The sequence below is a fragment of the Blastococcus colisei genome, from assembly GCF_006717095.1.
In the GTDB taxonomy this organism is placed as follows: Bacteria; Actinomycetota; Actinomycetes; order Mycobacteriales; family Geodermatophilaceae; genus Blastococcus_B; species Blastococcus_B colisei.
Genome location: NZ_VFQE01000002.1, coordinates 601,322 through 625,998, shown reverse-complemented (window position 1 = coordinate 625,998; position 24,677 = coordinate 601,322). Strand labels below are relative to the sequence as shown.

19 protein-coding genes and 2 tRNA genes are annotated in these 24,677 nt (G+C 74.4%); 15 read left to right on the top strand and 6 right to left on the bottom strand.

The features are described 5' to 3' along the window. Window positions 1-59 precede the first annotated feature (59 nt). Window positions 60-848 carry an NERD domain-containing protein gene (locus FHU33_RS22465; RefSeq protein WP_142027778.1) on the bottom strand — a complete coding sequence of 263 codons (789 nt, stop codon included), beginning with the start codon at window positions 846-848 and terminating at the stop codon, window positions 60-62. 23 nt (window positions 849-871) lie between these two features. Between FHU33_RS22465 and FHU33_RS22460 the strand changes: the two genes are divergently transcribed. After that, window positions 872-2,263, top strand: coding sequence for a transposase (locus FHU33_RS22460; RefSeq protein ID WP_142025713.1), 1,392 nt, complete (start codon window positions 872-874; stop codon window positions 2,261-2,263). A 202-nt stretch (window positions 2,264-2,465) separates the two neighbouring features. Here FHU33_RS22460 and FHU33_RS22455 read toward each other — a convergent pair whose 3' ends face one another. Together FHU33_RS22455 and FHU33_RS22450 are read right to left on the bottom strand one after the other, a co-directional pair. After that, on the bottom strand, window positions 2,466-4,205 hold the full coding sequence (locus FHU33_RS22455; RefSeq protein WP_142024161.1) for an IS1182 family transposase: 1,740 nt from the start codon (window positions 4,203-4,205) through the stop codon (window positions 2,466-2,468). A gap of 182 nt (window positions 4,206-4,387) precedes the next feature. Further along, window positions 4,388-4,918, bottom strand: a complete 531-nt coding sequence (locus FHU33_RS22450; protein WP_142027777.1) for a CGNR zinc finger domain-containing protein — start codon at window positions 4,916-4,918, stop codon at window positions 4,388-4,390. A 102-nt stretch (window positions 4,919-5,020) separates the two neighbouring features. Here FHU33_RS22450 and FHU33_RS22445 point away from each other — a divergent pair, with 102 nt between their 5' ends. The 5 genes from FHU33_RS22445 (at window position 5,021) to FHU33_RS22425 (ending at window position 10,233) form a co-directional block, all read left to right on the top strand. Next, window positions 5,021-6,229: an MFS transporter gene (locus FHU33_RS22445; RefSeq protein ID WP_142027776.1), complete on the top strand. Its 1,209-nt coding sequence runs from the start codon at window positions 5,021-5,023 to the stop codon at window positions 6,227-6,229. A gap of 207 nt (window positions 6,230-6,436) precedes the next feature. Further along, a tRNA-Ser gene (locus FHU33_RS22440) sits at window positions 6,437-6,525 on the top strand. Between the two features lie 20 nt (window positions 6,526-6,545). Continuing rightward, window positions 6,546-6,618: transfer RNA gene (locus FHU33_RS22435), tRNA-Arg, on the top strand. A 270-nt stretch (window positions 6,619-6,888) separates the two neighbouring features. Next, entirely contained in the window at window positions 6,889-9,699 is a 2,811-nt protein-coding gene (locus tag FHU33_RS22430) for a transglycosylase domain-containing protein (RefSeq protein ID WP_246064129.1), read from the top strand. 339 nt (window positions 9,700-10,038) lie between these two features. After that, a complete protein-coding gene (locus FHU33_RS22425) occupies window positions 10,039-10,233 on the top strand; it encodes a DUF1059 domain-containing protein (protein ID WP_142027775.1) in 195 nt (64 codons plus the stop codon). 266 nt (window positions 10,234-10,499) lie between these two features. On the opposite strand, the gene FHU33_RS22420 is transcribed toward FHU33_RS22425, so the two are convergent. Together FHU33_RS22420 and FHU33_RS22415 are read right to left on the bottom strand one after the other, a co-directional pair. After that, window positions 10,500-11,915 (bottom strand): amino acid permease, encoded by a 1,416-nt coding sequence (locus FHU33_RS22420; RefSeq protein WP_211355328.1) that lies wholly within the window; start codon window positions 11,913-11,915, stop codon window positions 10,500-10,502. 95 nt (window positions 11,916-12,010) lie between these two features. Continuing rightward, window positions 12,011-13,291 (bottom strand): alpha-hydroxy-acid oxidizing protein, encoded by a 1,281-nt coding sequence (locus FHU33_RS22415; protein ID WP_142027774.1) that lies wholly within the window; start codon window positions 13,289-13,291, stop codon window positions 12,011-12,013. Between the two features lie 161 nt (window positions 13,292-13,452). Here FHU33_RS22415 and FHU33_RS22410 point away from each other — a divergent pair, with 161 nt between their 5' ends. The 9 genes from FHU33_RS22410 (at window position 13,453) to FHU33_RS22370 (ending at window position 22,960) form a co-directional block, all read left to right on the top strand. Then, window positions 13,453-14,514 (top strand): hypothetical protein, encoded by a 1,062-nt coding sequence (locus FHU33_RS22410; RefSeq protein ID WP_142027773.1) that lies wholly within the window; start codon window positions 13,453-13,455, stop codon window positions 14,512-14,514. 25 nt (window positions 14,515-14,539) lie between these two features. After that, window positions 14,540-15,040 (top strand): MarR family winged helix-turn-helix transcriptional regulator, encoded by a 501-nt coding sequence (locus FHU33_RS22405; protein WP_142027772.1) that lies wholly within the window; start codon window positions 14,540-14,542, stop codon window positions 15,038-15,040. A 102-nt stretch (window positions 15,041-15,142) separates the two neighbouring features. After that, complete coding sequence (locus FHU33_RS22400; protein ID WP_142027771.1) at window positions 15,143-16,642, top strand: HAD-IIIA family hydrolase; 1,500 nt, start codon at window positions 15,143-15,145, stop codon at window positions 16,640-16,642. Next, complete coding sequence (locus FHU33_RS22395) at window positions 16,639-17,661, top strand: glycosyltransferase family 9 protein (protein WP_170182631.1); 1,023 nt, start codon at window positions 16,639-16,641, stop codon at window positions 17,659-17,661. The genes FHU33_RS22400 and FHU33_RS22395 overlap by 4 nt, the downstream gene beginning before the upstream one ends. Further along, entirely contained in the window at window positions 17,658-18,638 is a 981-nt protein-coding gene (locus tag FHU33_RS22390; protein WP_142027770.1) for a glycosyltransferase, read from the top strand. The genes FHU33_RS22395 and FHU33_RS22390 overlap by 4 nt, the downstream gene beginning before the upstream one ends. Further along, window positions 18,635-19,849 carry a glycosyltransferase gene (locus FHU33_RS22385; protein ID WP_142027769.1) on the top strand — a complete coding sequence of 405 codons (1,215 nt, stop codon included), beginning with the start codon at window positions 18,635-18,637 and terminating at the stop codon, window positions 19,847-19,849. Before FHU33_RS22390 ends, FHU33_RS22385 begins: the two co-directional genes overlap by 4 nt. After that, on the top strand, window positions 19,846-20,556 hold the full coding sequence (locus FHU33_RS22380) for a D-sedoheptulose-7-phosphate isomerase (RefSeq protein ID WP_246064127.1): 711 nt from the start codon (window positions 19,846-19,848) through the stop codon (window positions 20,554-20,556). The genes FHU33_RS22385 and FHU33_RS22380 overlap by 4 nt, the downstream gene beginning before the upstream one ends. Further along, window positions 20,553-22,004 (top strand): PfkB family carbohydrate kinase, encoded by a 1,452-nt coding sequence (locus FHU33_RS22375; RefSeq protein WP_246064125.1) that lies wholly within the window; start codon window positions 20,553-20,555, stop codon window positions 22,002-22,004. Before FHU33_RS22380 ends, FHU33_RS22375 begins: the two co-directional genes overlap by 4 nt. Window positions 22,005-22,036: 32 nt before the next feature. Continuing rightward, window positions 22,037-22,960 carry a glycosyltransferase family 9 protein gene (locus tag FHU33_RS22370; protein WP_246064123.1) on the top strand — a complete coding sequence of 308 codons (924 nt, stop codon included), beginning with the start codon at window positions 22,037-22,039 and terminating at the stop codon, window positions 22,958-22,960. Between the two features lie 66 nt (window positions 22,961-23,026). Here the strand turns inward: FHU33_RS22370 and FHU33_RS22365 are convergent, their stop codons facing one another. After that, the gene (locus tag FHU33_RS22365) at window positions 23,027-24,673 is read right to left on the bottom strand and encodes a VWA domain-containing protein (protein ID WP_142027767.1); all 1,647 of its coding nucleotides are present in this window, start codon (window positions 24,671-24,673) and stop codon (window positions 23,027-23,029) included. Between the last annotated feature and the right edge of the window lie 4 nt (window positions 24,674-24,677).

The window sequence follows — 24,677 nt, the reverse complement described above, 5'->3', positions numbered from 1 at the left end:
GCGTTCGCCCGGCCGCCGGCCCTGCGGCATCTTCCCGTCCGGGGAGACGGCCACGCCCGTCAGGCGAGGGAACGAGCCAGGACCGGGTCCACGTGGTCGCCGGAAACGGGCTCACGGAGGAACCGGTGGTGGGGTCGCCGGGTCTGGCCGGACAGCCATTCGACGAGATGGTCGCCGGCGACGTAGGTGATGCCTCCGCTCAGCGCGAGGCGCTCGGGGAACGTCCCCCAGATCACGACGACGGCCCGCGGAGCGGGGAGGCGGCTGCCTGCTGCGGAGGCGGTACGGCCGAGGGCCGCGGCGGCAGGAGCCAATGAGCAGTGTTGTCCCCGGGCGGTCCAGGCCGCTTCGGGGCGCCGGTCGGGAGTGATCGTGGCTCCCTTGTGGTCGACCGTGACCACGCCATGCCATGCCCTGCTGTTCAGGAGGTAGCCGCCGGTGGGGCCGCTGGCGAGGTGATCGGCATGGCCGCCGTCCGGCAGCCGGATGTGCCGGGCGACCTGCCACGCCTCGCGGTCGAGCGACTGGAGGGCCAGCCCTGTGCGGCGCCGTCCTTCCGTCGTCGCTGCCCAGTCATGGATCTGTGCCGCGGCCGCGGAAACGAGCCGGAGCCAGTCGATGGGCTTCGTTCCGCGTGCGAGACGAACGGTGGCGGTCGTGGCGGTCCCCAGCGTCATCACGTGGCCCATCTCGATCGGGCAGTTGCTCGGACGTCGGAAGCTATGGGCACGGCCGCCCCGAGGACATGGGTTCGCGCCGCTACGTTCCGTGACACCCGTGGTTGCGTCGTCGATGATCAGCCCACCTGATCGAGCCTGTCGCACAAAGCGCGCCTGATTGATGATCATCCTGGGCGGCGGGAGACTGGGGTATGCCGCAGAACTTCATCCGCGGGGATGTCGATCAGGGGTTCCTGCTGCCGCCGGATGTGCGGGATTGGCTGCCCGACGGGGAGCTGGCCTGGACGGTCAAGGATGCGGTGGACTCGTTCGACCTGTCGGGGTTCAAGCGCTCGTATCGGGCCAACGGGCAGGGCGCGGCGGCGTTCGACCCGGCGCTGATGGTGGCGGTGCTGCTGTACGCGCACGCGGTCGGGGTGCGCTCGTCGCGGGCGATCGAGCGGCACTGTGTCCGCGATGTGGCGTTCCGGGTGCTGGCCGGCAATCGGGTGCCCGATCACGCCACGATCGCCCGGTTCGTCACGCGTCACCGCCAGCCGCTGCAGGAGCTGTTCGCGCAGGTGCTGCGGGTGTGTCACGAGGCCGGGATGGTGCGGCTGGGCGTGATCGCGGTGGACGGGACGAAGATCGCCGCGAACGCCTCCTGGTCGAAGAACCACACCTCGGCGTCGCTGGCCCACCAGGTCGCCGAGGAGCAGGCCCGCTACGACCAGCTGGCCGCCGAGCTGCTCGACGAACAGACGCGCATCGACGCGGCCGAGGACGCCGAACACGGCGACGACCGCGGGGATGAGCTGCCACCGCCGCTGCGCCGGCGGGCCGAGCGGTTGGCTCGACTGAAGGAGGCCAAGCAGCGCCTGGACGACGAGCAGGCCGCGGCCGTGGCCGAGCAGGAGGTGAGGAAGGCCGAGTGGCAGCGCCGCAAGGACGCCGGCACCCGCCGCGGCGCCCAACCGGGCGAGCATCCACCGGGCCGCAATCCGGACAAGGACAAGCCGCCGCGGGCCAACGCCACCGATCCGGACTCGCGGACGATGCGGGGCGGGCGGGGGCTGGTGCAGGGCTACAACGCCCAGGCCGCGGTCACCGAAGACCAGCTCATCGTCGGCCAGACGCTGACCCAGGCGGCCACCGACGCCCATCAGCTGTTTCCCGTCCTCGATGACGCCGCCGAGCAGCTGAACCAGGCCGGCATCGAGGAGACGCCCGACACCTGGGTCGCCGACGCCGGCTACGCCAACGAGGAGACCTTCACCGAGGCCGAGACCCGCGGCCTGCGCCTGCTGGCCCCGATGATCAGCGACGAACGCCGCGCCGCCGGCGAGGACCCCGCCGGGGACAAACCGCTGACCTCCCGCCCGGCCACCGCCCGCGCCCAGGACAGGCTGCGCACCCCCGAAGGCACGGAGAAATACGCCCTCCGAGGACGCACGGTCGAACCGGTCTTCGGCCAGATCAAAGACCGGCAGGGACTACGCCAGCTCCTCCGCCGCGGCCTGCAGAACGCCAAGACCGAGTGGTCGCTGGCCTGCACCGTGCACAACCTGCGCAAGATCCACGCCCACCGGCTGGCCACCGCCTGATCCGGGGGCGGCCGGCACCGCCGACAGCGCTGACCGGGCCACTATCCCCGCTCCCGACCACCATCAACCGGCGCCCGCCCCCCGACTCACAGCGCAACATCACCCAGCGATGCACCGCGGCGGCTCATCCGCCACCGTTCGCGCGACAGGCTCGATCGTTTGTGGTCCTCCCTCACCACCGGTGATCCTGCTGGCCAATTCGTCAGGCGGCCAGGGCGAGGTCGAGGCGGGTCAGGTGGCTGGTGCGGGTTCGGTCCAGAGGGTGTCCGTTCCAGTAGGCGCTCAGGCGGATCAGATTGAGCGCGACGGCGGAGAACACGTGTTGCAGCCTGGTTTTGGGCAGGCCGCGGTAGCGGGCGTAGCGCAGGTTGGTGACCGCCAGGCCTTGACCGATGGTGCCCTCGATGCCGGCTCGGGCGGCGTAGCGGGTTCGCCAGTCGAAGGTGCTCTGTTCGGCTCGGGCGGCCTGCTGGGCCTGGTAGACCTCGCGGGGTGGCACGGCGAGCTGGCGGCCGATCCCGTGGGACAGCGTCGAACGGGTGCACTGCTGTCGGACCGGGCAGGGGCGGCAGGTGTCGGCGGTGAATCCAATCTTGATCTTTTCGGTGCCGCGCTGGGCGCGGGTCGGGGTCCACCAGGTGCTGGTCTGACCCTGGGGGCAGCGGGCCTGCCGGGCGTCGAAGTCGAGGGTGAACGCGGTTCGGTCGTAGCCGGTCCCGTCGCGGGCCTGCCGGGACTGGTCGGCGCGCAGCGGACTGACCAGCGTGACGTCCCACCGGCGGGCGGTCTGGAGCACTGCTGCGACCGAGGGATAACCGGAATCGAGCAGATGCTCGCCGGGCAGCAGAGTCCGCTGCGCGAGCGTGGCATGGATCGGCTCGACCATCGCCGAGTCCGGCACCGACGCGTCGGTGGTGGTCACCGAGACGATGAGGTTCGGCCGCTGCCCGACCGTCTCCTCGGGCGGGTGCTGGGCCGGGTGCTGGGCTGGCGGGTCGCAGGTCTCGGTCAGGTGCACCTTGTAGCCGTTCCAGATCAGGTCTGCGCCCTTGGCCGCCCATCGGGCGTCAGGGTCATACGGCGAGCTGATCCGCACTCTGCCCGGCGGGAGACCGTCGGCCGCCTCCCGCATCCTGATCACCTCCCGCCCGCTGGTGTCGGTGCCGAGCACATAGTTCTGCACCAGCACCCGGCGCAGCACATCCACGGCGGGCAGCTCGCGCAGCCAGCCCGGTGCCTGCTCGGCGTACACCGCGCGCAGCAGCCTCAGCGCATCCCGGCCGAAGTCGCCGGCCAGGTCGGCCCGCTTGGCCTTGGAGGCCGGCAGCCGCCAGCTGTCGACCCGGGCGCCGTAGCGGTGCGCCCAGTCGGCGACGTCCACGACGCCGGCCAACCAGCCCGGTGCCGCCGCCGCCAGCGCCTCGACGGCCGCGCGCACGCTCTCCCCGGCCAGCTCCAGCCGGTTGAGGTCGCGCACCGCCGAGATCACGTGCGTGGAGTCGGTGCGCTGACGCCCGCGGGGGGTCACCAGCCCCTCGGCCTTCAACACCTCCAGCAGCAACTCCAACACGCGCTGCTCCAGGTTGTGCGCGAGCACCCGGGCTCGGAACTCCGCCAGCACCGAGGCGTCGAACCCCTCCTCATCCAGCCCCAGCCCCAACGCGTACTTCCACGAGATCTTGTCCCGCACCGCCTCGGCGGCCTGCCGATCGGTCAGGTTCTCAGCCATCTGCAACACCGTGATCAGCGCCAGCCGACCCGGTGACCACCCCGGCCGGCCGCGCACGCCGAACGCCTCGGTGAACTCTCGGTCCGGGAACAACTCACCGAGCCGATCCCGAATCGTCACCGGCAACGGCGACTCCCGCCGCCGATAGGCCGCTCGCACCGCGGCGGCCACCTCCGGTGCCGGCTCCGGCCATGACTGCGGCTGCACACACATCAGCACCACCCCACGGCCGGGAGAACGGGGGAAGACCGGCCGCCGGACCATCAAACCCCGGCCACCTGGCAACACAACACGCCAACCAAGATCACTAGGCCGCGCTGAATTGGCCAGCAGGATCACCGGTCGTGAGGGAGGACCCCTGTCGATCAGGAGACCTGATCAACATGGGGCGCGGGTCAGGACTTCTGGCGGGCGCGGTAGGCGGCGACGGTCGAGCGGCTCGCGCACGTGTTGGAGCAGTAGCGGCGGCTGGCGTTGCGCGAGGTGTCGACGTAGACGTCGTCGCAGTTCTCAGCCGAGCAGACCCCGAGCCGCTGCCAGCCGTGCTGGGCCACGACCTGCGCCAGCCCCATCGCGACGGTCGTCGTCAGCTGCTCGAGCACCGGGGCGTCGGGCCGCGCGTAGTGCAGGTGCAGCTCGCCGTCGTGGTCGGTGGCGTAGGGGCGCGGCCGGACCAGCGCCAGCAGTTCGTTGAGCCGGGTGAGGACGTCGTCCTGCGTCTGCGCCAGCGCGACGGCGCGCACCAGGTCCGCGGTCGCCCCGGCCTTGTGCGTCTCGCCGGGGGAGAGCTCGAGCGGTGTTCCCGGCGTGAACCACTCGTCGTGGGAGCCCAGGAAGGCGCGCGCCCACTCCGGATCGGTGCGGTCGGTGTTGGCCAGTTCGATGGCCAGCTCGACGGCGGTCGACCCGTAGGTGTCGTAATCCATGTGACTCCCTACCGATGGGTGATAGCCTCCGGACTGCGTAGGTGGTCAACTGTCTTTGACCGCCTACAGATTCCCTTCCCTGCAGTCCGAAACGAGTTCGACGTGCGTGCCTACCTGTCCGTGTGGCGGTTTCCCTCCGCCCCGGTCCTCCTCCTCGCCGGCTTCACCGGACGCCTGCCGTCCGCCATGGTGCCGCTCGCGCTCCTGCTGATGGTGCAACAGCAGACCGGTTCCTACGCGGTCGCCGGGCTTGCCGCAGCCACATTGGGGATCGCGTCGGCGGTCATGGCCCCGGTTCTCGGCCGGCTGGCCGACCGCAGGGGACCCCGCCCCATCCTCTTCGCCCAGGCCGGCGCCTACCCGCTGCTGCTGGGGTTGCTCGTCGCCGTCGTCCTGGGAGGCGCGTCGGACGCCGTCGTGATCGCCGCCTCCGGGCTGGCCGGGATGACGACGCCGCTGGTGTCCGGCACCGTCCGTGCGCTGTGGTCGCGGGTCGACGTCCGCATCCGCTCCACGGCCTACGCCCTGGATGCGACCGCCACCGAGCTGGTATTCGTCGTCGGGCCGTCGCTGGTGGCCGGGCTCGCGGTGTTCGTGTCGCCGGCCGCCGCCGTGGCCCTGGCCGGCGTTCTCGGCGTCGCCGGCGCCCTCGGCATTGCGACGTCGGCGGCGACCCGCGCCTACGTTCCGGTCGTCGGGGCCCGTGCGGGCGTGTTCTCCACGGTGCTCACCCCGGGGATGCCGCGCCTGCTGCTCAGCGGGGCCGCGCTGATGCTGGGCTTCGGTGCGCTCGAGGTCGCCATCCCGGCGTTCGCCGATTCCACCGGCTCGCCGGGGTTCTCCGGCCTGCTGCTGGCGCTGTGGGCGCTGGGCTCGGTGATCGGCGGGCTCTGGTTCGGCGCCCGCGTGCTCAGCACGTCGCTGCCGCGGCAGTACCGCCTGCTGCTGCTCGGCGTGACGATCGGGCTCGCGCCGCTGGCCTGGATCTCCAGCCCCTGGGCCCTCGGCGTGCTGCTGTTCCTGGGCGGGACGGCGATCGCGCCGACGCTCACCGTGCAGAACACGCTGGTCGGCTCGATGGCTCCGGTGCACGCCACCACGGAGGCCTTCACCTGGCTGTCGACGATCACCGTCGGCGCCTCGGCCATCGGCGCCGCCCTGGGCGGTGCACTCATCGAGAGCGCGGCCGGGGTGCCCGGCAGCCTGGTGCTCGCCACCCTCGGCGCGGCGCTCGCCGTCGTCGTCACGCTGGTGCCCGGCCGCCGCCCGTCACTGGATGTCGGCGTCGGCCGGGAATCCGTCCCCGCCTGACCGCACACCCGCGCCCAGGCATAGGAACCTTTACCTACGTTCTGACGCGCCAGACATAGGTAAAGGTTCCTATGCCTGGGCGAGCGGGGCGGCGAGGGACGGCGGGGGACGGCGCAGGTGGGCGACGACGGTGCACCCGGGCTCGGAGGGGGCTCCGGGGCGCTGGTAGTCTCTCTCCTCGGTGGTTACGAGGGAACTCGGACCCTGGGAGGCTTCGCCTAGTCCGGTCTATGGCGCCGCACTGCTAATGCGGTTTGGGTTAATCCCCATCCCGGGTTCAAATCCCGGAGCCTCCGCGCACGACAACTGAACACCGGCACCCGTAGCTCAACGGATAGAGCATCTGACTACGGATCAGAAGGTTAGGGGTTCGAATCCCTTCGGGTGCACGTCTGGTTGAGACACCGAGCGGCCCCGCACTTCGACGGAAGTGCGGGGCCGCTTCGTCATCCGGCCCCGCTCACCGCAGAGGGCGAGGGTCGTCACCCGCCCGGGGCGGAACTTTGCGACGGCATGACGGCTCAAGCGGGGACGGCGTCCCGGACTTTGCCGTTCCATGACGGCCCGCTGGATCGTGCACGAGCCGGCCGTTCCAGGGGCAGGGGAGGGGAGCCCGGCCGACCGGTGTGCGGGCATCGTCGCGTCGTCGAAGGAGTCGTGTGCCGCCCCGTCCCCCCGCTGATGGCCTGCCTCTGCCCGGGGTCGAGAGCGGCGCGGCGCCGACCCGCCGCCGCCCGGGCGCTGTGGTCCGGCTCGGGCTGGCCGTGCTGGCGGCGGGTGCGCTGGTCGCGGGCCTCGCGATGCCCGTGCTGGGCGGCGTCGCCACGGCGACCGACTACGTGGACGACCTGCTCAGCCCGGTCGAGGCCGAGCTCATCTTCCGCACCCCGCCCGGCAACACCCGCATCCTCGCCGCCGACGGCTCGCTGATCACCGAGCTGTACCGGCGCAACCGGACGGTCGTACCCAGCGAGGCCATCGCCCCGGTGGTGAAGGACGCGATCGTCGCCATCGAGGACGCACGCTTCTTCGACCACGAGGGGGTCGACGGCAAGGGCCTCGGGCGCGCCCTCGTGCGCAACGTGGTCGCGGGCGAGGTCGTCGAGGGCGGGTCGACGCTCACCCAGCAGCTGGTCAAGCAGATCCGGCTGCAGACGGCGCAGGGGACCGACGAGCGGGAGGCGGCGATCGAGCAGACGCTGGGCCGCAAGCTGCGCGAGGCGCAGATCGCGCTCGGCCTGGAGCAGAACTACACCAAGGACGAGATCCTCACCCGCTACCTCAACCGCGTGTACTTCGGTGCCGGCGCCTACGGCGTCCACGCCGCGGCCGAGACGTACTTCGACGTGACGCCGGACGCGCTCACCCTCGCCCAGGCCGCCACGCTCGCCGGGCTGGTGCAGAGCCCGACGCGCTACGACCCCTTCGTCGCCCTCGACCGGGCGACCGAGCGCCGTGACGTCGTCCTGGGCCGGATGCTGGAGCTCGGCATGATCGACCGGGCTGCCGCCGACGAGGCCCGGCGCGCGCCGGTGGTGCTGACGCCGGGGCAGGGGCCGCCGCGGGGCTGCGCCGAGGCCCTCATCGGGTCGTTCTTCTGCGACTACGTGCTCAGCCACCTGACCGGCACCCTCGGGCTGACCACGGGGCAGCTCGAGGGTGCCGGCCTGACCATCGAGACGACCCTCGCTCCCGCGATGCAGCAGGCCGGAGACGCCGCCGTGCTGGCGACGCTGGCCATGGGGGACCCGCGGGCCGGCATCTACACCGCGATCGAGCCGGGTACCGGCCGGGTGCTGGCGATGTCGGTGAACCGGGTCTACGGGCTCGACGAGACCGACCCCGCGCAGACGACGGTGAACCTCAACCTCGCGGCGGGCCAGGGCGCCGGGTCCGCCTACAAGGTGTTCACCGCCGCTGCGGCGCTGGAGGCGGGGTTCGGGTTGGAGCACCGGATCACCACGTCCGATCCCTACGTCTCCGACGTCTACCGGGACGGCGACGGGTTCTACGACGTCGAGAACGCCGGCCGTTTCCCGCGCAGGCTGGACATGGAGCAGGCGCTCTACATGTCGTCCAACACCTATTTCCTCGCGCTGGAGGACCAGCTCGGCAGCGTCGAGGGGCCGGTCCGCATGGCTCAGCGCCTCGGTCTCACCTCTCTGGACCCGGTGGCCGACCAGATCATCGCGGAGAACCGGGGATCGTTCACCTTCGGCGCCGAGGCCACCAGCCCGCTCGCGCTGGCCAACTCCTACGCGACGCTGGCCGCCAGCGGCACGCACTGCGCGCCGACGCCGGTGTCGCGGATCCTCGACCGGAACGGCCAGCCGCTCGTGGACGAGCACGGCGTGCCGGTGGGCCAGGCCGAGCGGTGCACGCCGGAGGTGGTCGCGCCGGGGATCGCGCACACGCTCAACCAGGCGCTGCGCAAGGACGTGGAGCCGGGCCACCCCGGTCAGACCGGGCGGCGCGCCTACGTCCCGGGTCACCAGATCGCCGGGAAGACGGGGACCACCCAGGACAACTACTCGATCACGTTCGTCGGCTACACCCCGCAGATCGCGGCCAGCGTGATGGTCTACGACCCGGTCGCCAACCGCGACGTGGGTGGCTTCGGCGGCGGAAAGGCCGCCGCCATCTGGCACGACGCGCTGGCGCCCGTGCTGAGCGCCCGCCCGCCCGTGCCCTTCCCACCCGCCGACCCGCAGTACGTCGCCGGTGACCTGCGCACCATCCCGGCCGGCTGCGCCGGCGCGGGCGACGTCCGATGCCTCGGCCTGCTGGCGGCTGCTGGCCTGACCGGCACGGTGGTGCCGGTCGACAGCGGACGCCGCCCGGGGGTCGTCCTGGGTCTCGAGCCAGGAGCGGGGACGCCGATTCGCACCGACACCCCCGTCCGTGTGCTCGTCAGCAACGGGGCGGCGTGGACGCCGCCGCCGCCACCACCGCCACCGCCGCCACCGCCGCCGCCGCCACCGACACCGCCTGCTCCGACGCCTGAGCCTGCGCCGCCGCCGCCGCCGCCGCCGCCTGCTCCGGCGCCCGAGCCTGCGCCGGACCCTGAGCCCGAGCCCGAGCCCGAGCCCGAGCCCGAGCCCGAGCCCGAGCCCGAGCCACAGCGGGAGCGGGAGCCCGAGCCCGAGCCCGAGCCCGAGCCGCAGCGGGAGCCCGAGCCCGAGCCCGAGCCCGAGCCCGAGCCCGAGCCGGAGCCCGAACCGACGCCGGAGCCCGAACCGAGGCCGGAGCCCGAACCGACGCCGGAGCCCGAACCGACGCCGGAGCCCGAACCGACGCCGGAGCCCGAACCGACGCCCGAGCCGGAGCCCGAACCGACGCCGGAGCCCGCGCCCGACTCACCGGAGAGAGTCGGTGACGGAGCCGACGCGGACCGGGGTACCGACCAGCCGGAACCTTCGGCGGATCCGGACGCCACACCGACGTCGTCCGGGGAATCGGCGAGGGACTGAGCGGCGCGGCCCGTGTGCTGCGGACTCCCTCGTCGTAGCTGGAGCCGCTGTTGCCGCGGACCTGCAGCAGGCGTGCAGCCACGTCGGGTATCCGACTCGTCGTCCGTGAGCCGTCGATCGCGGTCTGCACGTCCTCCGCCTCTTGACGCCTGGCTCGGGTGCCAGTAAGCCGCTCCTGCGGCCGCGCCTCGACGAGGGCTCACTCTCCACCGAGGAGGTAGGGATGCCTGCGCGAAACACCGAGCACGGCGATGAGCCGCTCCACTGCCGCCCAGCAGCGGCGGCACCCCGGCCGGGTTCCGGACGGATCGCGCCCGGCCCGCACGGAAAGGCACGCAGATGACCCGCAAGATGGTCGACTGCCGATCGATGCCCAGCGAGATCGGCTGCACCCTCACCATCGCCGGCGAGGAGGAGGAGGTGCTGGACGCCGCCGTCGCCCACGCCGTCGACAAGCACGGCCACGAGAACACTCCGGAGCTGCGCGAGCAGATCCGGTCAGGCCTGGTGGACGCCGAACCCGCGATGGCGTGACGCGAAGCAGCGGCCCCGTCCAGGATGGGCGGGGCCGCGCGGTGCGACGATGTGGGGGCGGGAGACCGGGCCTGACGGTCTGGCCGCGTTGGTCGGTCTATCCAGCAGTGGATAGCCACTCGATTGCCGGCTCTCCCGCCCCGCGACCACTGTGAGCTGCACCACAGTCATCCGTCAAGACCGCCCCGGAGTGTCGGGCCCGGCGTGTCCGTCTGCGGCCGCCCGGGGGTCAGCGTCGCCCGGCGAGGCGGGCCCGCCGGTCGTGCTCAGCGCAGCCGCGAGTGGGTGCGCGCGTACGTCACGTAGACCACGGCGGCGATCGACAGCCAGAGCGCGAACAGGACGAAGGTGATCCCCGAGAGTCCGGAGACCAGGTACAGGCAGAACCCGATCGACAGCACCGGGACGACGGGATAGCCCGGCACCCGGAAACCGCGGGGCAGTTCCGGCGCGATCCGCCGCAGCACCATCACCCCGACCGACACCACGGTGAACGCCACCAGCGTGCCCATGCTGGTCAGGTCGATGAGGAAGTCCAGCGGCACGAAGCCGGCCAACAGCCCGACGAAGCCCGCGACCGCGAGGGTGCCGCGGACCGGCGTCCGGCGGCGGGGGTCGACCCGGCCGAAGAACGACGGGATCATCCCGTCCCGGCTCATCGCGAACAGGATCCGCGTCTGGCCGTACATGACCACCAGCGTCACCGAGAAGATCGAGACGACGGCGCCCGCGGCCAGGACGACGGCCGGCCAGGTGGCGCCGGTGACGGCCTCCAGGATCACGGCGAGCCCGGCCTCCTGGCCTTCGAACTGCCCCGCCGGCTGGGCGCCGACCGCCGACACCGCGACGAGCAGGTAGACGACGGTGACCACGAGCAGGGCGGCGACGATCGCCAGCGGCAGGGTGCGGCGCGGGTCGCGGACCTCCTCGCCCGCGGTCGAGACGGCGTCCAGGCCGATGAACGAGAAGAAGATCGACGACGCCGCGACGCTGACCCCGGCCACGCCCATCGGCGCGAACGGGGCGAAGTTGCCGGCGTCGAACGCGCTGGACGCGACGGCCACGAAGAACAGCAGCACCGCGATCTTGACGACCACCATCGTCACGTTCGCCCGCGCCGACTCCCGCACCCCGCCGACGAGCAGCACCGCGCAGAGGGTGACGAGCACGATCGCCGGCAGGTTGATCACGCCGCCGGCACCGGGCGCGGCCGACAGCGCGTCGGGGAGCCGGACGCCGACCGTGTCGTCGAGCAGCTGGTTGACGTACTCGCTCCACCCCACGCTGACCGCCGAGGCGCTGACGCCGTACTCCAGCACCAGGCACCAGCCCACCCCGTAGGCCACGACCTCGCCGAGGGTCGCGTACGCGTAGGAGTAGGAGGACCCGGCGACCGGGATCGTCGACGCGACCTCGGCGTAGCAGAGCGCCGTCAGCGCCGCGGTCACGGCGGCCAGCACGAACGAGAGGACGACGGCCGGACCCGCCTCGGGGACGGCGGTGCTCAGCACGAAGAAGATGCCGGTGCCGATGGTGGCGCCGATGCCCAGGCTCGCCAGCTGCACCGGGCCCATGCGCCGGGCCAGCCCCCCGCCGTGGGTGGTGTCGTGCCCGGCGTCCTCCACCAGGGCGGCCACCGGCTTCCGGCGGAACAGCTGTGCGGCGGTGCTCGACGCGATCACGCCGCCGCGTTACCCCGCGGGGCGGCGGCTACGTCCGCGGACGCTCGTGCTCTGCTCCACTCTGCAGGCAGCGCTCGACTCCGGCGGGGAGCTGTTCAGCCGACGCGGCGCAGGACGTCGGGGGAGAGCTGGTCGACGGCGGTGTGCCCGGTCAGCCCGAGGGTCAGGTCGAACTCGCCGACGACGTCGGAGATCACCTGCCGCACCCCCTCCTCGCCGGCCAGCGCCAGCCCCCAGGCGAACGGCCGGCCGAGCAGCACCGCCGTCGCCCCGAGGGCCACCGCGGTGAAGACGTCGGCGCCGCTGCGGATCCCGCTGTCCAGCAGCACCGGGGCCCGCCCGGCGACCGCGCCGAGCACCTCGGGCAGCGCGTCCAGCGCGGAGATCGACCGGTCGACCTGCCGGCCCCCGTGGGTGCTGACGACGAGCCCGTCGACCCCCTCGTCGAGCGCGCGGCGGGCGTCGTCGGGGTGCAGCACGCCCTTGAGCAGGATCGGCAGCCGCGTCTTCGACCGCAGCCAGGCGAGGTCGTCCCAGGTGATCGAGGGCCGCGAGTAGATGCCCAGGAACGTCTCGACGGCGGCCCGCGGGAGCGGGGACCTCAGGTTGTCGCGGAAGGAGCCGGGCCATGCCCTCGCCATGCTCACCAGCGCCCGGACCGCTGCCGGGGTCGGCCGGGGCTGGGGCTCCTTGGGGCCGCCTGCGGCGACCTTCTCCTCGACCAGCCGGCGGAACACCGGGTCGGAGGTGTACTGCGCGATGCCCTTGCCCAGCGCGAACGGCAGGTGCCCGAGGTCCAGGTCGCGCGGCCGCCAGCCCAGCATGGTGGTGTCGAGCGTGACGACGACGGCGTCGCAGCCCGCCGCCTCCGCCCGGCCGACCAGGCTCTCGACCAGCTCGTCCGACGTCGACCAGTACAGCTGGAACCAGCGCGGCGCGTCGCCCATGACGGCGGCGCAGTCCTCCATGGAGTAGGACGCCTGGTTGGAGAAGACCATCGGCACACCGGTCGACGCAGCGGCCCGCGCGACGGCGAGATCGGCCTCGTCGTTCACGAGCTCCAGTGCGCCGACCGGCCCGAGCAGCAGCGGTGCGGGGAGCCGCCGTCCGAAGAGCTCGACGGAGGTGTCCCGGCTGCTCACGTCGCGCAGCACCCGGGGCACCACGGCCCACCGGTCGAAGGCCGCCCGGTTGGCCCGCTGGGTGACCTCGTCGCCGGCGCCGCCGGCGACATAGGCGTAGGCCCGGGCGTTCAGCGCCTTCCTCGCCGCCTCCTGCAGCCTGCGGGCCGCGACCGGCACCCGCGGGGAGTGGCCGTACACGCCGGCCCGGTAGACCTCGTTCTGCCGACGACGGCCGGCGCCTGCTCCATCCACGCCGGTCACCGTAGTGACCCGTCTCTCACCGCCCACGACGGACCCGATCCGCAGGAATCTGCGGACACGCCGCACGACACGCGCAACTCACGAGTAACGGGCTGGCAACGAAGCGTCACATCGGTCATCATTCGAGCGAAATCGCACCATGTGATTGCGCCATGCCCGGGGGAGCACGTATCAGCACCACCAAGGAGCCCGTCGCCGGACTGCGCACGACGTCGGCCCACCTTCTTCGCCCGGCCACGTCCGCCGGCCTGCTCACGACCTTCGTGTTCCTCTTCCTGGGTGCCGCGGTGGCCGCCGCCGCACCGGCCGCCGCGATCGACGACCCGACCCGTCCCGACGCGCGGGTGACGCACGGGCCGAGCTGCGAACCCGGGGGGCTGGTGGTCCAGGTCGTCGCCGGGACCGCGCCCTACGCCGTGCGGCTCGCGACCACCCGCACGCCCTCCGGCGAGGACGAGGCGCAGCTGCAGCCCGGGGAGACCGCGATCCTCCGCAGCGGGAACGTCGCCTGGGGCGAGACCATCGACGGCCGCCTCGAGTTCACCGCCGCCGACGGGTCCACGCACGTCGACGAGCTGCAGGAGTACAGCTTCACCCGCCCCACCCAGGAGGACTGCGCCGCCGTCGCCCTGCCGACCACGCCGGAACCGGTGCCGCCGACGAGCACCTCCCCGTCCGCGGCGCCGGCCGCCGCGCCGACCAGCGCGGCAGGAGCCGGGGCGGCGCCGGCGTCCGTCCCGTCGTCCACCGGCCCGGCGCCCAGCACGCCGCTGCGCCCGTCGGGCTCGGTCGCCCCCGTGGCGGACGAGGACCCCGAGCCCCCGACCAGGGTCGGCCCCGGTGAGACGGTGACGCTCGAGGCGGGCGGCTTCCTGCCCGGCGAGCGGGTCACCATCCGCCTGCACGAGCGCGGCGACGTCCTCGGCACCGCGACCGCCGGTCCCGACGGCGCGGTGCAGGCCGAGATCCGCATCCCCGGGAACGCGGCTGCCGGGCGGACGACCGTGGACCTGGTCGGCGTGCGGTCCGCCGCGGTCGCCGACGTCGAGCTGCAGGTCGCCGGTGCCCAGAGCGTGGTGGCCGCCGACGACTGGTCGGATCTCGTCCCGCTGACGGCCGCGGCGGTCGCCCTCGTGGGCAGCGTCTCCGGGTTGCTCTCCGTCGCCGGCGGACGGCGTGCCGCCCAGCGACACGCCGTGTTCAGGAGCGCCTAGGACCGCCGTCGGGGACCATGGGGTCGTGCCCCGCCCGGACGACGCGCTCGCGCACGGCGTCCCCCGGAACGTCGGCGCCGTTCCGGGTGCGTCCCCCCGCCCGGCCGAGACCTGGCTGCGCATCGTCCAGGTGCACGACCGGATCACGCGCCGGGTCGACTCCGCACTGCACCGCCAGCACGGCCTCTCCCTCACCGCCTTCGAGGCGCTGCGCCGCCTGGCCGAGTCATCCGGTGAGCGGGCCAGCATGGGTGAGCTCGCCGAGGCCCTCGGACTGTCCCGCGCCGGGGTCACCAGCACGGTGAACCGGCTGGTCGCCGAAGGACTGGTCCTGCGCGAGCGCGGTGACGGTGACCGGAGGCTGCTGCACGCCCGGCTCACGCCGGCCGGCCGGCAGCGCGTCGCGCAGGCAGCCGGCACGCACGACGACCTCGTCGCGCACCTGCTCGCCATGCTCGGGGACGACGCCCCGGTGGTCACCGATGCGCTGGCCCGGGTGTCGTCGGCGGCCCGCTCCCGTCGCTGACCCGGCGTCGTCCCCGCCCGCTCGCCACGGCCACAGCAGGTCCCCGGAAAGCTTCAAGCCCGTAGTGTTTCTCGCCGAACGTGATCGGGCAGGGGAGTGATCATGCCGCCGGTGCTCCAGCGCAGCAGCGTCGTCGTCCCGACCATCGGGCGGCCGTCGCTCGACGTGCTCCTCGACGCGCTGGCCGCTGCTCCCGGGCCGCGGCCGGCCGAGCTGATCGTGGTCGACGACCGGCCCGCCGGCGAGCCGTTGCGGCCCGAGCGTCCCGGCCTGCCCCCCGTCCGCGTCGTGCGCACCGGCGGTGGCGGTCCCGCGCGCGCCCGCAACCTCGGCTGGCGCACCGCCCGCACCGAGTGGATCGCCTTCCTCGACGACGACGTCGTTCCCGACCCCGACTGGTACCAGCGCCTCGAAGGAGACATAGCGGACCTGTCGCCGGACGTCGCCGGCAGCCAGGGGCGGGTCCGGGTGCCCCTGCCCGAGGACCGCCGCCCCACCGACTGGGAACGCGGCACCGCAGGGCTGGCCACCAGCAGCTGGATCACCGCCGACCTCGCCTACCGCCGCGCGGCCCTGGCCGCCGTGGGCGGCTTCGACGAGCGGTTCCCCCGCGCCTTCCGCGAGGACTCCGACCTGGCGCTGCGGATCATGGACACCGGCGCGCGACTGGTCCGCGGGGAACGCTGGATCACCCACCCCGTGCGGCCGGCCGACCGGTGGGTCAGCGTCCGCGTGCAGGCGGGCAACGCCGACGACGTCCTGATGCGGCGGCTGCACGGGCCGCACTGGCGCGACCGGGCCGACGCCGCGCTCGGCCGCCGTCCGCAGCACACGGCCGTCACCGCCGCCGCCCTGGCCGCCCTCGGGTTCGCCGCCGCGCGCCGGCCGGGCGCCGCGGCACTCGCGGCCGCCGGCTGGCTGGCCGGGACGGCGGAGTTCGCCTGGGCCCGCATCGCGCCCGGCCCGCGCACGAGGGCGGAGGTGGCCACGATGGCCGCCACGAGCGCGCTCATCCCGCCGCTGGCCACCTGGCACTGGCTGAAGGGCGTCGTGCAACACGTGGGGGTCCGCGGCTGGAAGGGCCTCCCCGACCTCGTGCTCGTCGACCGCGACGGCACCCTGGTGCACGACGTCCCGTACAACGGCGACCCCGACCGGGTGCGCCCGGTGGACGGTGCGAAGCAGGCACTGGACCGGCTGCGCGCCCGTGGGGTACGGACAGGTGTGGTGAGCAACCAGTCCGGCGTGGCCCGGGGCCTGATCACCCGCGAGCAGGTCGACGCCTGCATGGACCGGCTCACCGAGCTGCTCGGGCCGTTCGACACGATCGGTGTCTGCCCTCACGGCCCCGACGACGGCTGCGACTGCCGCAAGCCCGCGCCCGGCATGGTCAAGGCCGCCTGCGCCGAGCTCGACGTCGACCCGGCCCGCTGCGTGGTCATCGGTGACATCGGCGCCGACGTCGAGGCCGCGGCCGCCGCCGGAGCGGCCGCGATCATGGTGCCGACACCCGTCACCCGGAACGCCGAGGTCCGGGCCGCGCCCCACGTCGCGGCGACCCTGACCGGCGCGGTGGACGACGTGCTGGAGGGGAGGTGGTGACCCGCACCGTCCTGGTCGCCCGCCTCGACAACGCCGGCGACGTCCTCCTGCAGGGCCCGATGGTGCGCGCGATCGCCGGGGGCTCCGACCGCGTGGTGTTCCTCGCCGGCCCGGTGGGTGCCGACGCCGCCACCCTGCTGCCCGGGGTGGACGACGTCTGGACCTGGCGCTGCCCCTGGATCCTGGGCGACCCGCCCCCGGTCGACGCCGACGACCTCGCCGGCCTGACCGACCGGCTGCGCGCGCTGGCACCGGACGAGGCGGTCGTCTCCACGTCGTTCCACCAGTCCCCCCTGCCGCTGGCCCTGCTCCTGCGCGCCGCCGGGGTGCCACGCATCTCGGCGATCAGCGTCGACTACCCGGGCTCGCTGCTCGACGTCCGCCACCGGGTCGACGACGACCTGCCGGAGCCGGAGCGGGCGCTGTCCCTGGCCCGCGCGGCCGGGTTCGACCTGCCGGAGGGGGACGACGGCCGGTTGGCGGTGCGGCGACCGCTCCCGCCGGCGCAGCACGAGCACCGGGGCCATGATCTGTCGCCCGGGTACATCGTGCTGCACCCAGGGGCCTCCGTGCCGGCGCGGGCCTGGCCGGCCCAGCGCTGCGCGGAGGCGGTCGAGGCACTGACCGCGGCGGGGCACCGGGTGCTGGTGACCGGCGGGCCGGGGGAGAAGTCGCTGACCGCCGCCGTCGCCGGGGCGTCCGGTGTGGACCTCGGCGGCGCCACGACGCTGGCCGGGATGGCCGCCCTCCTCGACGGTGCCGCGGCCGTCGTCGTCGGCAACACCGGGCCCGCGCACCTCGCCGCCGCCGTCGGGACGCCGGTCGTCTCGCTGTTCGCGCCGGTCGTCCCTGCCGTCCGCTGGGCGCCCTACGGCGTGCCCAGCGTGCTGCTCGGCGACCAGTCCGCCCCCTGCCGCGACACCCGGGCCCGCGAGTGCCCCGTGCCCGGCCATCCCTGCCTGACCTCGGTGACGGCGCAGGACGTCGTCGCCGCCGTGGAGAAGCTGGTGACGACGTGAACATCCTGATCTGGCACGTGCACGGCTCGTGGACGACGTCGTTCGTGCAGGGGCGGCACGAGTACCTGCTGCCCGTGACGCCGGGCCGCGACTCCGACGGGCTCGGCCGGGCCCGCACCTGGGACTGGCCCGCGTCGGCCCGTGAGGTGACCCCCGAGCGGCTGCGGGAGGAGCAGGTCGACGTCGTTGTCCTCCAGCGGACGCGGGAGCTCGAGCTCGTGCGGGAGTGGCTGGGCCGTGAGCCCGGGCGCGACCTGCCCGCCGTCTTCCTCGAGCACAACGCGCCGGGTCTGGAGCCCGGCGACGGCCCGGTGCCGCACACCCGGCACCCGCTGGCCGGCCGCGACGACATCCCGATCGCGCACGTCACCCACTTCAACCGGCTGTTCTACGACAACGGCCGCGCCCCGACGACCGTCATCGAGCACGGCATCGTCGACCCGGGGGAGCGCTACACCGGCGAGCTGGCGCGGGCCGCCGTCGTCACCAACGAGCCGGTCCGGCGAGGGCGCACCGTCGGGGCCGACCTGCTGCCCGGCCTGGCACAGGCCGCGCCGGTCGACGTGTTCGGCATGGGGCTGTCCGGCCTGCACGAGACGTTCGGACTGGACCCCGACCGCGTGGCCCTGCACGACGACCCGCCCCAGGCGGCCATGCACGAGGAGCTGGCCCGCCGCCGCGTCTACGTGCACCCGGTGCGCTGGACCTCGCTCGGCCTCTCGCTGCTGGAGGCCATGCACCTCGGGATGCCGGTCGTGGGGCTGGCGACCACGGAGGCCGTGGAGGCGGTTCCGGCCGAGGCCGGGGTGCTGTCCGCCCGGCCGGAGCGGCTGTGGGAGGCCGTGCGGCACTTCCTCGACGACGAGGACGCCGCCCGGCTGGCCGGCAAGGCCGCCCGCGCGGCGGCGCTGGAGCGGTACGGACTGGAGCGGTTCCTGACCGACTGGGATCGCCTGCTGGAAGAGGTGACCCGATGAGGATCGACCTGGTCAGCGAGCACGCCAGCCCACTGGCCGCCATCGGCGGAGTGGACGCCGGCGGGCAGAACGTGCACGTCGCCGCCCTGGCCGCCGGGCTGGCCCAGCGCGGGCACGAGGTCACCGTGCACACCCGCCGGGACGACGCGTCGCTGCCCGAGCGGGTGGGCACCGCGGACGGGTACGACGTCGTCCACGTGACCGCCGGCCCGCCCGAGCCGCTCCCGAAGGACGAGCTGCTGCAGCACATGCCGGCGTTCGCCCGGGTGCTCCGGCACAGCTGGGCGGTGTCGCGGCCCGATGTCGTGCACGCGCACTTCTGGATGAGCGGCCTGGCGTCGGTCGAGGCCTCGGCCAGCCTGCTCTCGCCGGTGCCGGTGCTGCAGACCTTCCACGCGCTCGGCTCCGTCAAGCGCCGCCACCAGGGGGACGCCGACACCTCGCCGGCCGAGCGGATCGACCTCGAGCGGGGGCTGTGCCGCGACGTGAGCCACGTGGTGGCCACCTGCTCCGACGAGGTCTTCGAGCTGCGCCGCCTCGGGCTGCGCAGCGACGGCGTCTCGATCGTGCCCTGCGGTGTGGACACCTCGGTGTTCACGCCCCGGGGACCGGTGGCGCCCCGCGGCGACCGGAAGCGGCTGCTCGTCCTGGGCCGCCTGGTCGAGCGCAAGGGCCAGGACGACGCGGTGCGGGCCCTCCGCGCGGTGCCCGATGCCGAACTGGTCGTCGTCGGCGGGCCGCCGGCCGACGCCGTGGACGCCGACCCGGAGGTGCACCGGCTCCGCTCGATCGCCGAGGCAGACGGCGTCGCCGATCGGCTCGTCTTCGCGGGATCGGTCGCCCGCGACGACGTCCCCGCCTGGGTGCGCTCGGCCGACGTCGTCCTCGCCGTCCCCTGGTACGAGCCGTTCGGCATCACCCCGCTGGAGGCCATGGCCTGCGGCCGCCCGGTCGTGGCCACGGCGGTCGGCGGGCTGCAGGACTCCGTCGCCGACGGCGTCACCGGCGTCCTGGTGCCGCCGCGCGACCCGGCCGCCCTGGGCGAGGCGCTCGCCGCGCTGCTCGCCGACGACGAGCGTCGGGCCGCCTACGGGGCCGCCGGGGTGCGCCGGGCGCGCGACCGCTACCGCTGGAGCCGTGTCGTCGCCGACACCGAGAACGTCTACCGGCAGGTGCTCGCCCGCCGCCGTCCCGTGGAGGTCGCCCGATGAGCGTTCCGCCGCACTCCTTCTTCGAGAACGTGGTGGCGCAGGACCCGGCGCGGGGTGCGCAGCTCGACGTGCCCGCGCCGGACACCTGCACCCACCTCACCGGCGCCGACCACGTGGCCTCGCTGACCGCGGCCCTCGGCTCGCTGAACGCCCAGCTGGACGCCCTCGACCGGTGGGGGCGGCAGCTGGCCGACGTGCTGTGCGGTCCGGGCCGCGGCCGTCTGCTGGCCGCGGGCAACGGGGGCAGCGCCGCGCAGGCGCAGCACCTCACCGCGGAGCTGGTGGGCCGGTACCGCGCCGACCGGCCGCCCTTCTCGGCGATCTGCCTGACCGCCGAGACCTCGTCGTTGACCGCGATCGCCAACGACTACCCGGCCGACGAGCTGTTCGCCCGGCAGGTCGAGGCGCACGGACGGGCCGGGGACGTGCTGATCCTGCTGTCCACGTCGGGTCGCTCGCCCAACGCCGTGGCCGCCGCCCGGCGTGCGCGCGACTGCGGCATCACGGTGCTGGCCCTCACCGGTCCCGCCCCCAATCCGCTGGTGGCCGCCGCCGACGACGCGGTGTGCATCGACTCCCCGTGGACGGCGACCGTGCAGGAGTGCCACCTGGTCGCGCTGCACCTGGTCTGCGCCGCGTTCGACGCCGCCGTGCTCGCGGAGCCCCCGCGGGTACAGACGGCTCCCTCGTTCGGGACCGCGTCGTGACCGCCCGGCCGGATGCGGCGTTTATGGCCATAACTGCCGTTCCCGAGCGGGACCGCCGACCGCTGGTCGTCGTCGGCGACGCGCTGCTCGACGTCGACCTGGTCGGGACGGCGTCCCGGCTGACCCCCGACGCGCCTGTGCCCGTCGTCGAGGACGTCGAGGCGCGGGAGCGCCCCGGCGGTGCCGCGCTGGCCGCGGTCATCGCGGCCGCCGCGACCTCGCGCGAGGTCGTGCTCGTCGCCCCGATCGACACCGACGACGGCGCGGCCCGGCTGCGGGCGCTGCTCGACGGCCGGGTGCGTCTGCTGGCGATCCCCGCGACCGGTGGCACCGCGGTCAAGCAGCGGGTGCGGGTGGGCGACCACTCCGTCGTCCGGCTGGACAGCGGCTCCCCGGTCGCGACGCTCGGTGCGCTGCCCGGCGAGGCGGCCGCCGCCATCCGCGACGCCGCCGCCGTTCTGGTGGCCGACTACGGCCGGGGCACGACGTCCGCGCCCGACGTCCGCGCCGCGCTCGCGGCGGCCCGCGGGCCGGTGGTCTGGGACCCGCATCCGCGCGGGGCCGACCCGGTGCGCAACGCCCGGCTGGTCACGCCCAACGGCGCGGAGGCCGCCCGCGTGGCGGCCGACGTGCCCGCCGACGTGCCCGCCGACGGCCATGCCGCTCAGAAGCAGGGCCTGGCCGCTGTCGGGGCGCGGGCCGAGGTGCTGATCCGGCAGTGGGGCGTGGGCGCGGTCGCGGTGACGCTGGGCGCCCGCGGTGCGCTGCTCTCCTACGGGGAGGGGGCCCCGATGGTGGTGCCGGCCGTCCCGGTGAGCGGGGGAGACCCGTGCGGTGCCGGCGACTCGTTCGCAGCCGCCGCGGCGCTGGCGCTCGCCGACGGCGCGGTGACCGGCGAGGCGGTGGCCGCGGCGGTGGCGGCCGCGTCCGCGTTCGTCGCGGGCGGCGGGGCGGCCGCCTGGGACGTCGATGCCCGGCCGGAGCCGGACGTGGCCGCCGAGACGTCGGTGGACGGTCTGCTGGCGCGGGTGCGGGCGGCCGGCGGGACCGTCGTGGCCACCGGCGGCTGCTTCGACCTGCTGCATCCCGGCCACGTCGCGACACTGCGGGCGGCCCGCGGACTCGGCGACTGCCTGGTCGTCTGCATCAACTCCGACGACTCGGTCCGCCGGCTCAAGGGCCCGTCCCGGCCACTGGTCACCGCGACCGACCGCGCCCGCGTGCTGGAGGCGCTGGAGTTCGTGGACGCCGTCGTGGTGTTCGGCGAGGACACCCCCGCGGAGGTGCTCGACCGGCTGCGGCCCGACGTCTGGGCCAAGGGCGGCGACTACGCCGGCGCCGACCTCCCCGAGGCCGCGGTGCTGCGGGGGTGGGGCGGTCAGGCCGTCGTCCTGCCCTACCTGGACGGGCACTCGACGACGGCCCTGGTCGCCCGCTCCCGAATCTGACGACAGAAATGGCCATAACTGCCCCTCGGGCGGTGGTGCTGCGGCCGCTGGGTCTGGGCGACCTGCTGACCGGCGTCCCGGCGATCCGGGCGATCCGGTCGGCGGTCCCGGACCACCGGCTGGTCCTGGCGACGACGGCCGCGCTGGAGCCCCTCGCCCAGCTGATCGATGTCGTCGACGAGGTGCTGCCCGCCCGCGAGCTGGAACCGCTGGACTGGACCGGTCCGTCACCGGAGCTCGCCGTCGACCTGCACGGCAAGGGCCCCGCCTCCCACGCGATCGTCGCCGAGCTGGAGCCGGCGCGGCTGCTCACCTTCGACAGCCCGGGCTACCCGGGGCCGGCCTGGTACGCCGACGAGCACGAGGTGCACCGCTGGTGCCGGCTGGTCTCCGAGGGGCTGGGGGTCGCCGCCGACCCCGACGCCCTCGACCTCGCCGTCCCGCCGGTGCCGCCGCCCGTCGCGGGGGCCACCGTGGTGCATCCGGGCGCCGCCTACCCGGGACGGCGCTGGCCGCCGGACCGGTTCGCCGCTGTCGCCCGGCACCTGGCCGGCCTCGGGCACGACGTCCGGATCACCGGCGGGCCGACGGAGGTCGAGCTGGCGGCCACGGTCGCCGGGCTGGCCGGGCTGGGGGAGGAGGCGGTGCTGGCCGGCCGGACGTCCTCGCTGGAGCTCGCCGCCGTGGTAGCTGCCGCGCGGGTCGTGGTCTGCGGCGACACCGGCGTCGCCCACCTCGCCACCGCCTACCGCCGCCCGTCGGTGGTGCTGTTCGGGCCGGTGTCGCCGGCGCTGTGGGGTCCGCCGGTCCGGCACGAGAACGACGGGCCGCTGCACGTCGTCCTCTGGCACGGCGACGGTGCCGGCGACCCGTGGGGCACCGAGCTCGACCCGGCGCTGGCGAAGGTGACCGTCGACGAGGTGCTGCGCGCTCTCGACGCCCTGCCGACGAGGTGATCCCCGCGGCCCCGTCCGGAGGCTCGCCCCGAGCGTGCGAGGGGTGAGAGGGACGGGGTCCTTCGTCTAGTCGCGCTGGCGCAGGGCGTCGAAGAGGACCGTCTGCAGGTCGGCCGGGTCGACCGCCGAGTAGGCCGCGCCGGCGGTCGCCTCGGCGATCTGCTCCAGGGCCGCGAGGTCGGCGTCCGGGCCCAGCGCCACACCGATGACCTTGACCGGCCGTTCGGGGTTCGCCTCGGCCGCCAACGTGATGAGCAGGTTGTCCAGGGTGATGCCCGCCTCGTCGTCCTCGTTGGTGCCGTCGGTGAGCACCAGGACGCTGTTGACCGCGGTGGGGTCGTAGTTCTCCCGCGCGACCCGCACCGCGGCCAGAGTGGTGTCGTACAGCCCCGTTCCGCCCGGGGTCAGCCGGCCCGGGATGGTGTCGAGCTGGCTGTCGAGGATCTCCCGCTGCGGCCGGCCCTCGACGTCGGCGTCCAGTTCGCGGGTGGGGACGAGCTCGGTCCAGTCCTGGCCGTTCTCGAGCTGGTAGGCGAACGCCCACAGGCCGATCGCGTAGTCGCCGGGCACCAGGGAGAGCGTCGCCTTGGCGGCGTCGCGGGCCAGGGTGGCGCGGGTGCCGGCGCCGACCGGGGCTTCCATGGACGTCGACACGTCGAAGGCCGCCAGGATGCGGGACGGCGAGGCGAGGCTGGACAGCCGCGCGAGCAGCGCCTGCACGGCGGCCGGGTCCAGCTCGAGCGCCGTGGGGGCCGCCCGCTGGATGCCTGCCTCGTCGGCGTCCACGGGGGCCGAGCCGTCGCGGTCGCGGAAACCCGCGGCGACGGCGGCGGTGCGCGCGGTGTCCGACGTCAGCCGGCGCACGATGGCTTCGACCGCCGTGGCCGCATCCCCGGACGGGGAGCCGACCCGCACGATCGGGTAGTCCAGCGACGGGCTGCCCTCGGCGGGGTAGACGGCGACCAGAGAGGAGTCCTGGGCCTCCTGGTCCGAGGCCTGGTTGGAGATGTAGACCTCCTGCTCGCTCACCGGCACGAGAGGGGCGTCCGCGCCGCCGTCCCGGCCGGCGGCGAGTCCGTCGACGGCCGAGATCGCCGGTCCACGCTGAGCAGCGAGGACGGCCTGGACGACGGCGTTGTCGGCGTCCTCACCAGCACCCAGAGCGCCGCGGACGGCGCCGAGCGCGGCCAGCCCCTCGGCGCTGGTCGCGAGGTCGGGCACCGTCAGGGGCTGCTCGCCGGCGAGGGCCTGCCCCCAGCCCGGTGCCGTGCCGGCCCAGCCCAGCGACTCGACCGCCTCCCGGCTGGTCGCCAGCACCACGGGAGAGGAGGCGAACGAGCCCACGGCCTCCAGGGACGCGTCCCCGGCGCGGGCGACCCACAGCGAGGAGTCGGGCACCCACACGTCGGGCAGGGCCTCGGCGTCCAGGGCGGCCAGGTCGCCGACGGTCTGCAGCGGCTGCTGCGCGGTCACCTCGGCCACCGCGCAGACGCCGCCGTCGAGCTGCACCGGCTGCGCCAGGAGGTCCTGGGCGAGGGGTCCGAGCTCGGGGGCGACCGTGACGGCGACGGTCCGGCGGGTCTCGCAGGCCTCGGAGCCGGTCAGCCCCCAGACCAGCCCACCGGCGACCAGCAGGACGACGACGCCGGCAGCGACGAGGAGGGGGAGGGGCGCCCAGCGGCGTGTTGCAGTGGGATCGGCGTGGCGGCCCATGCTC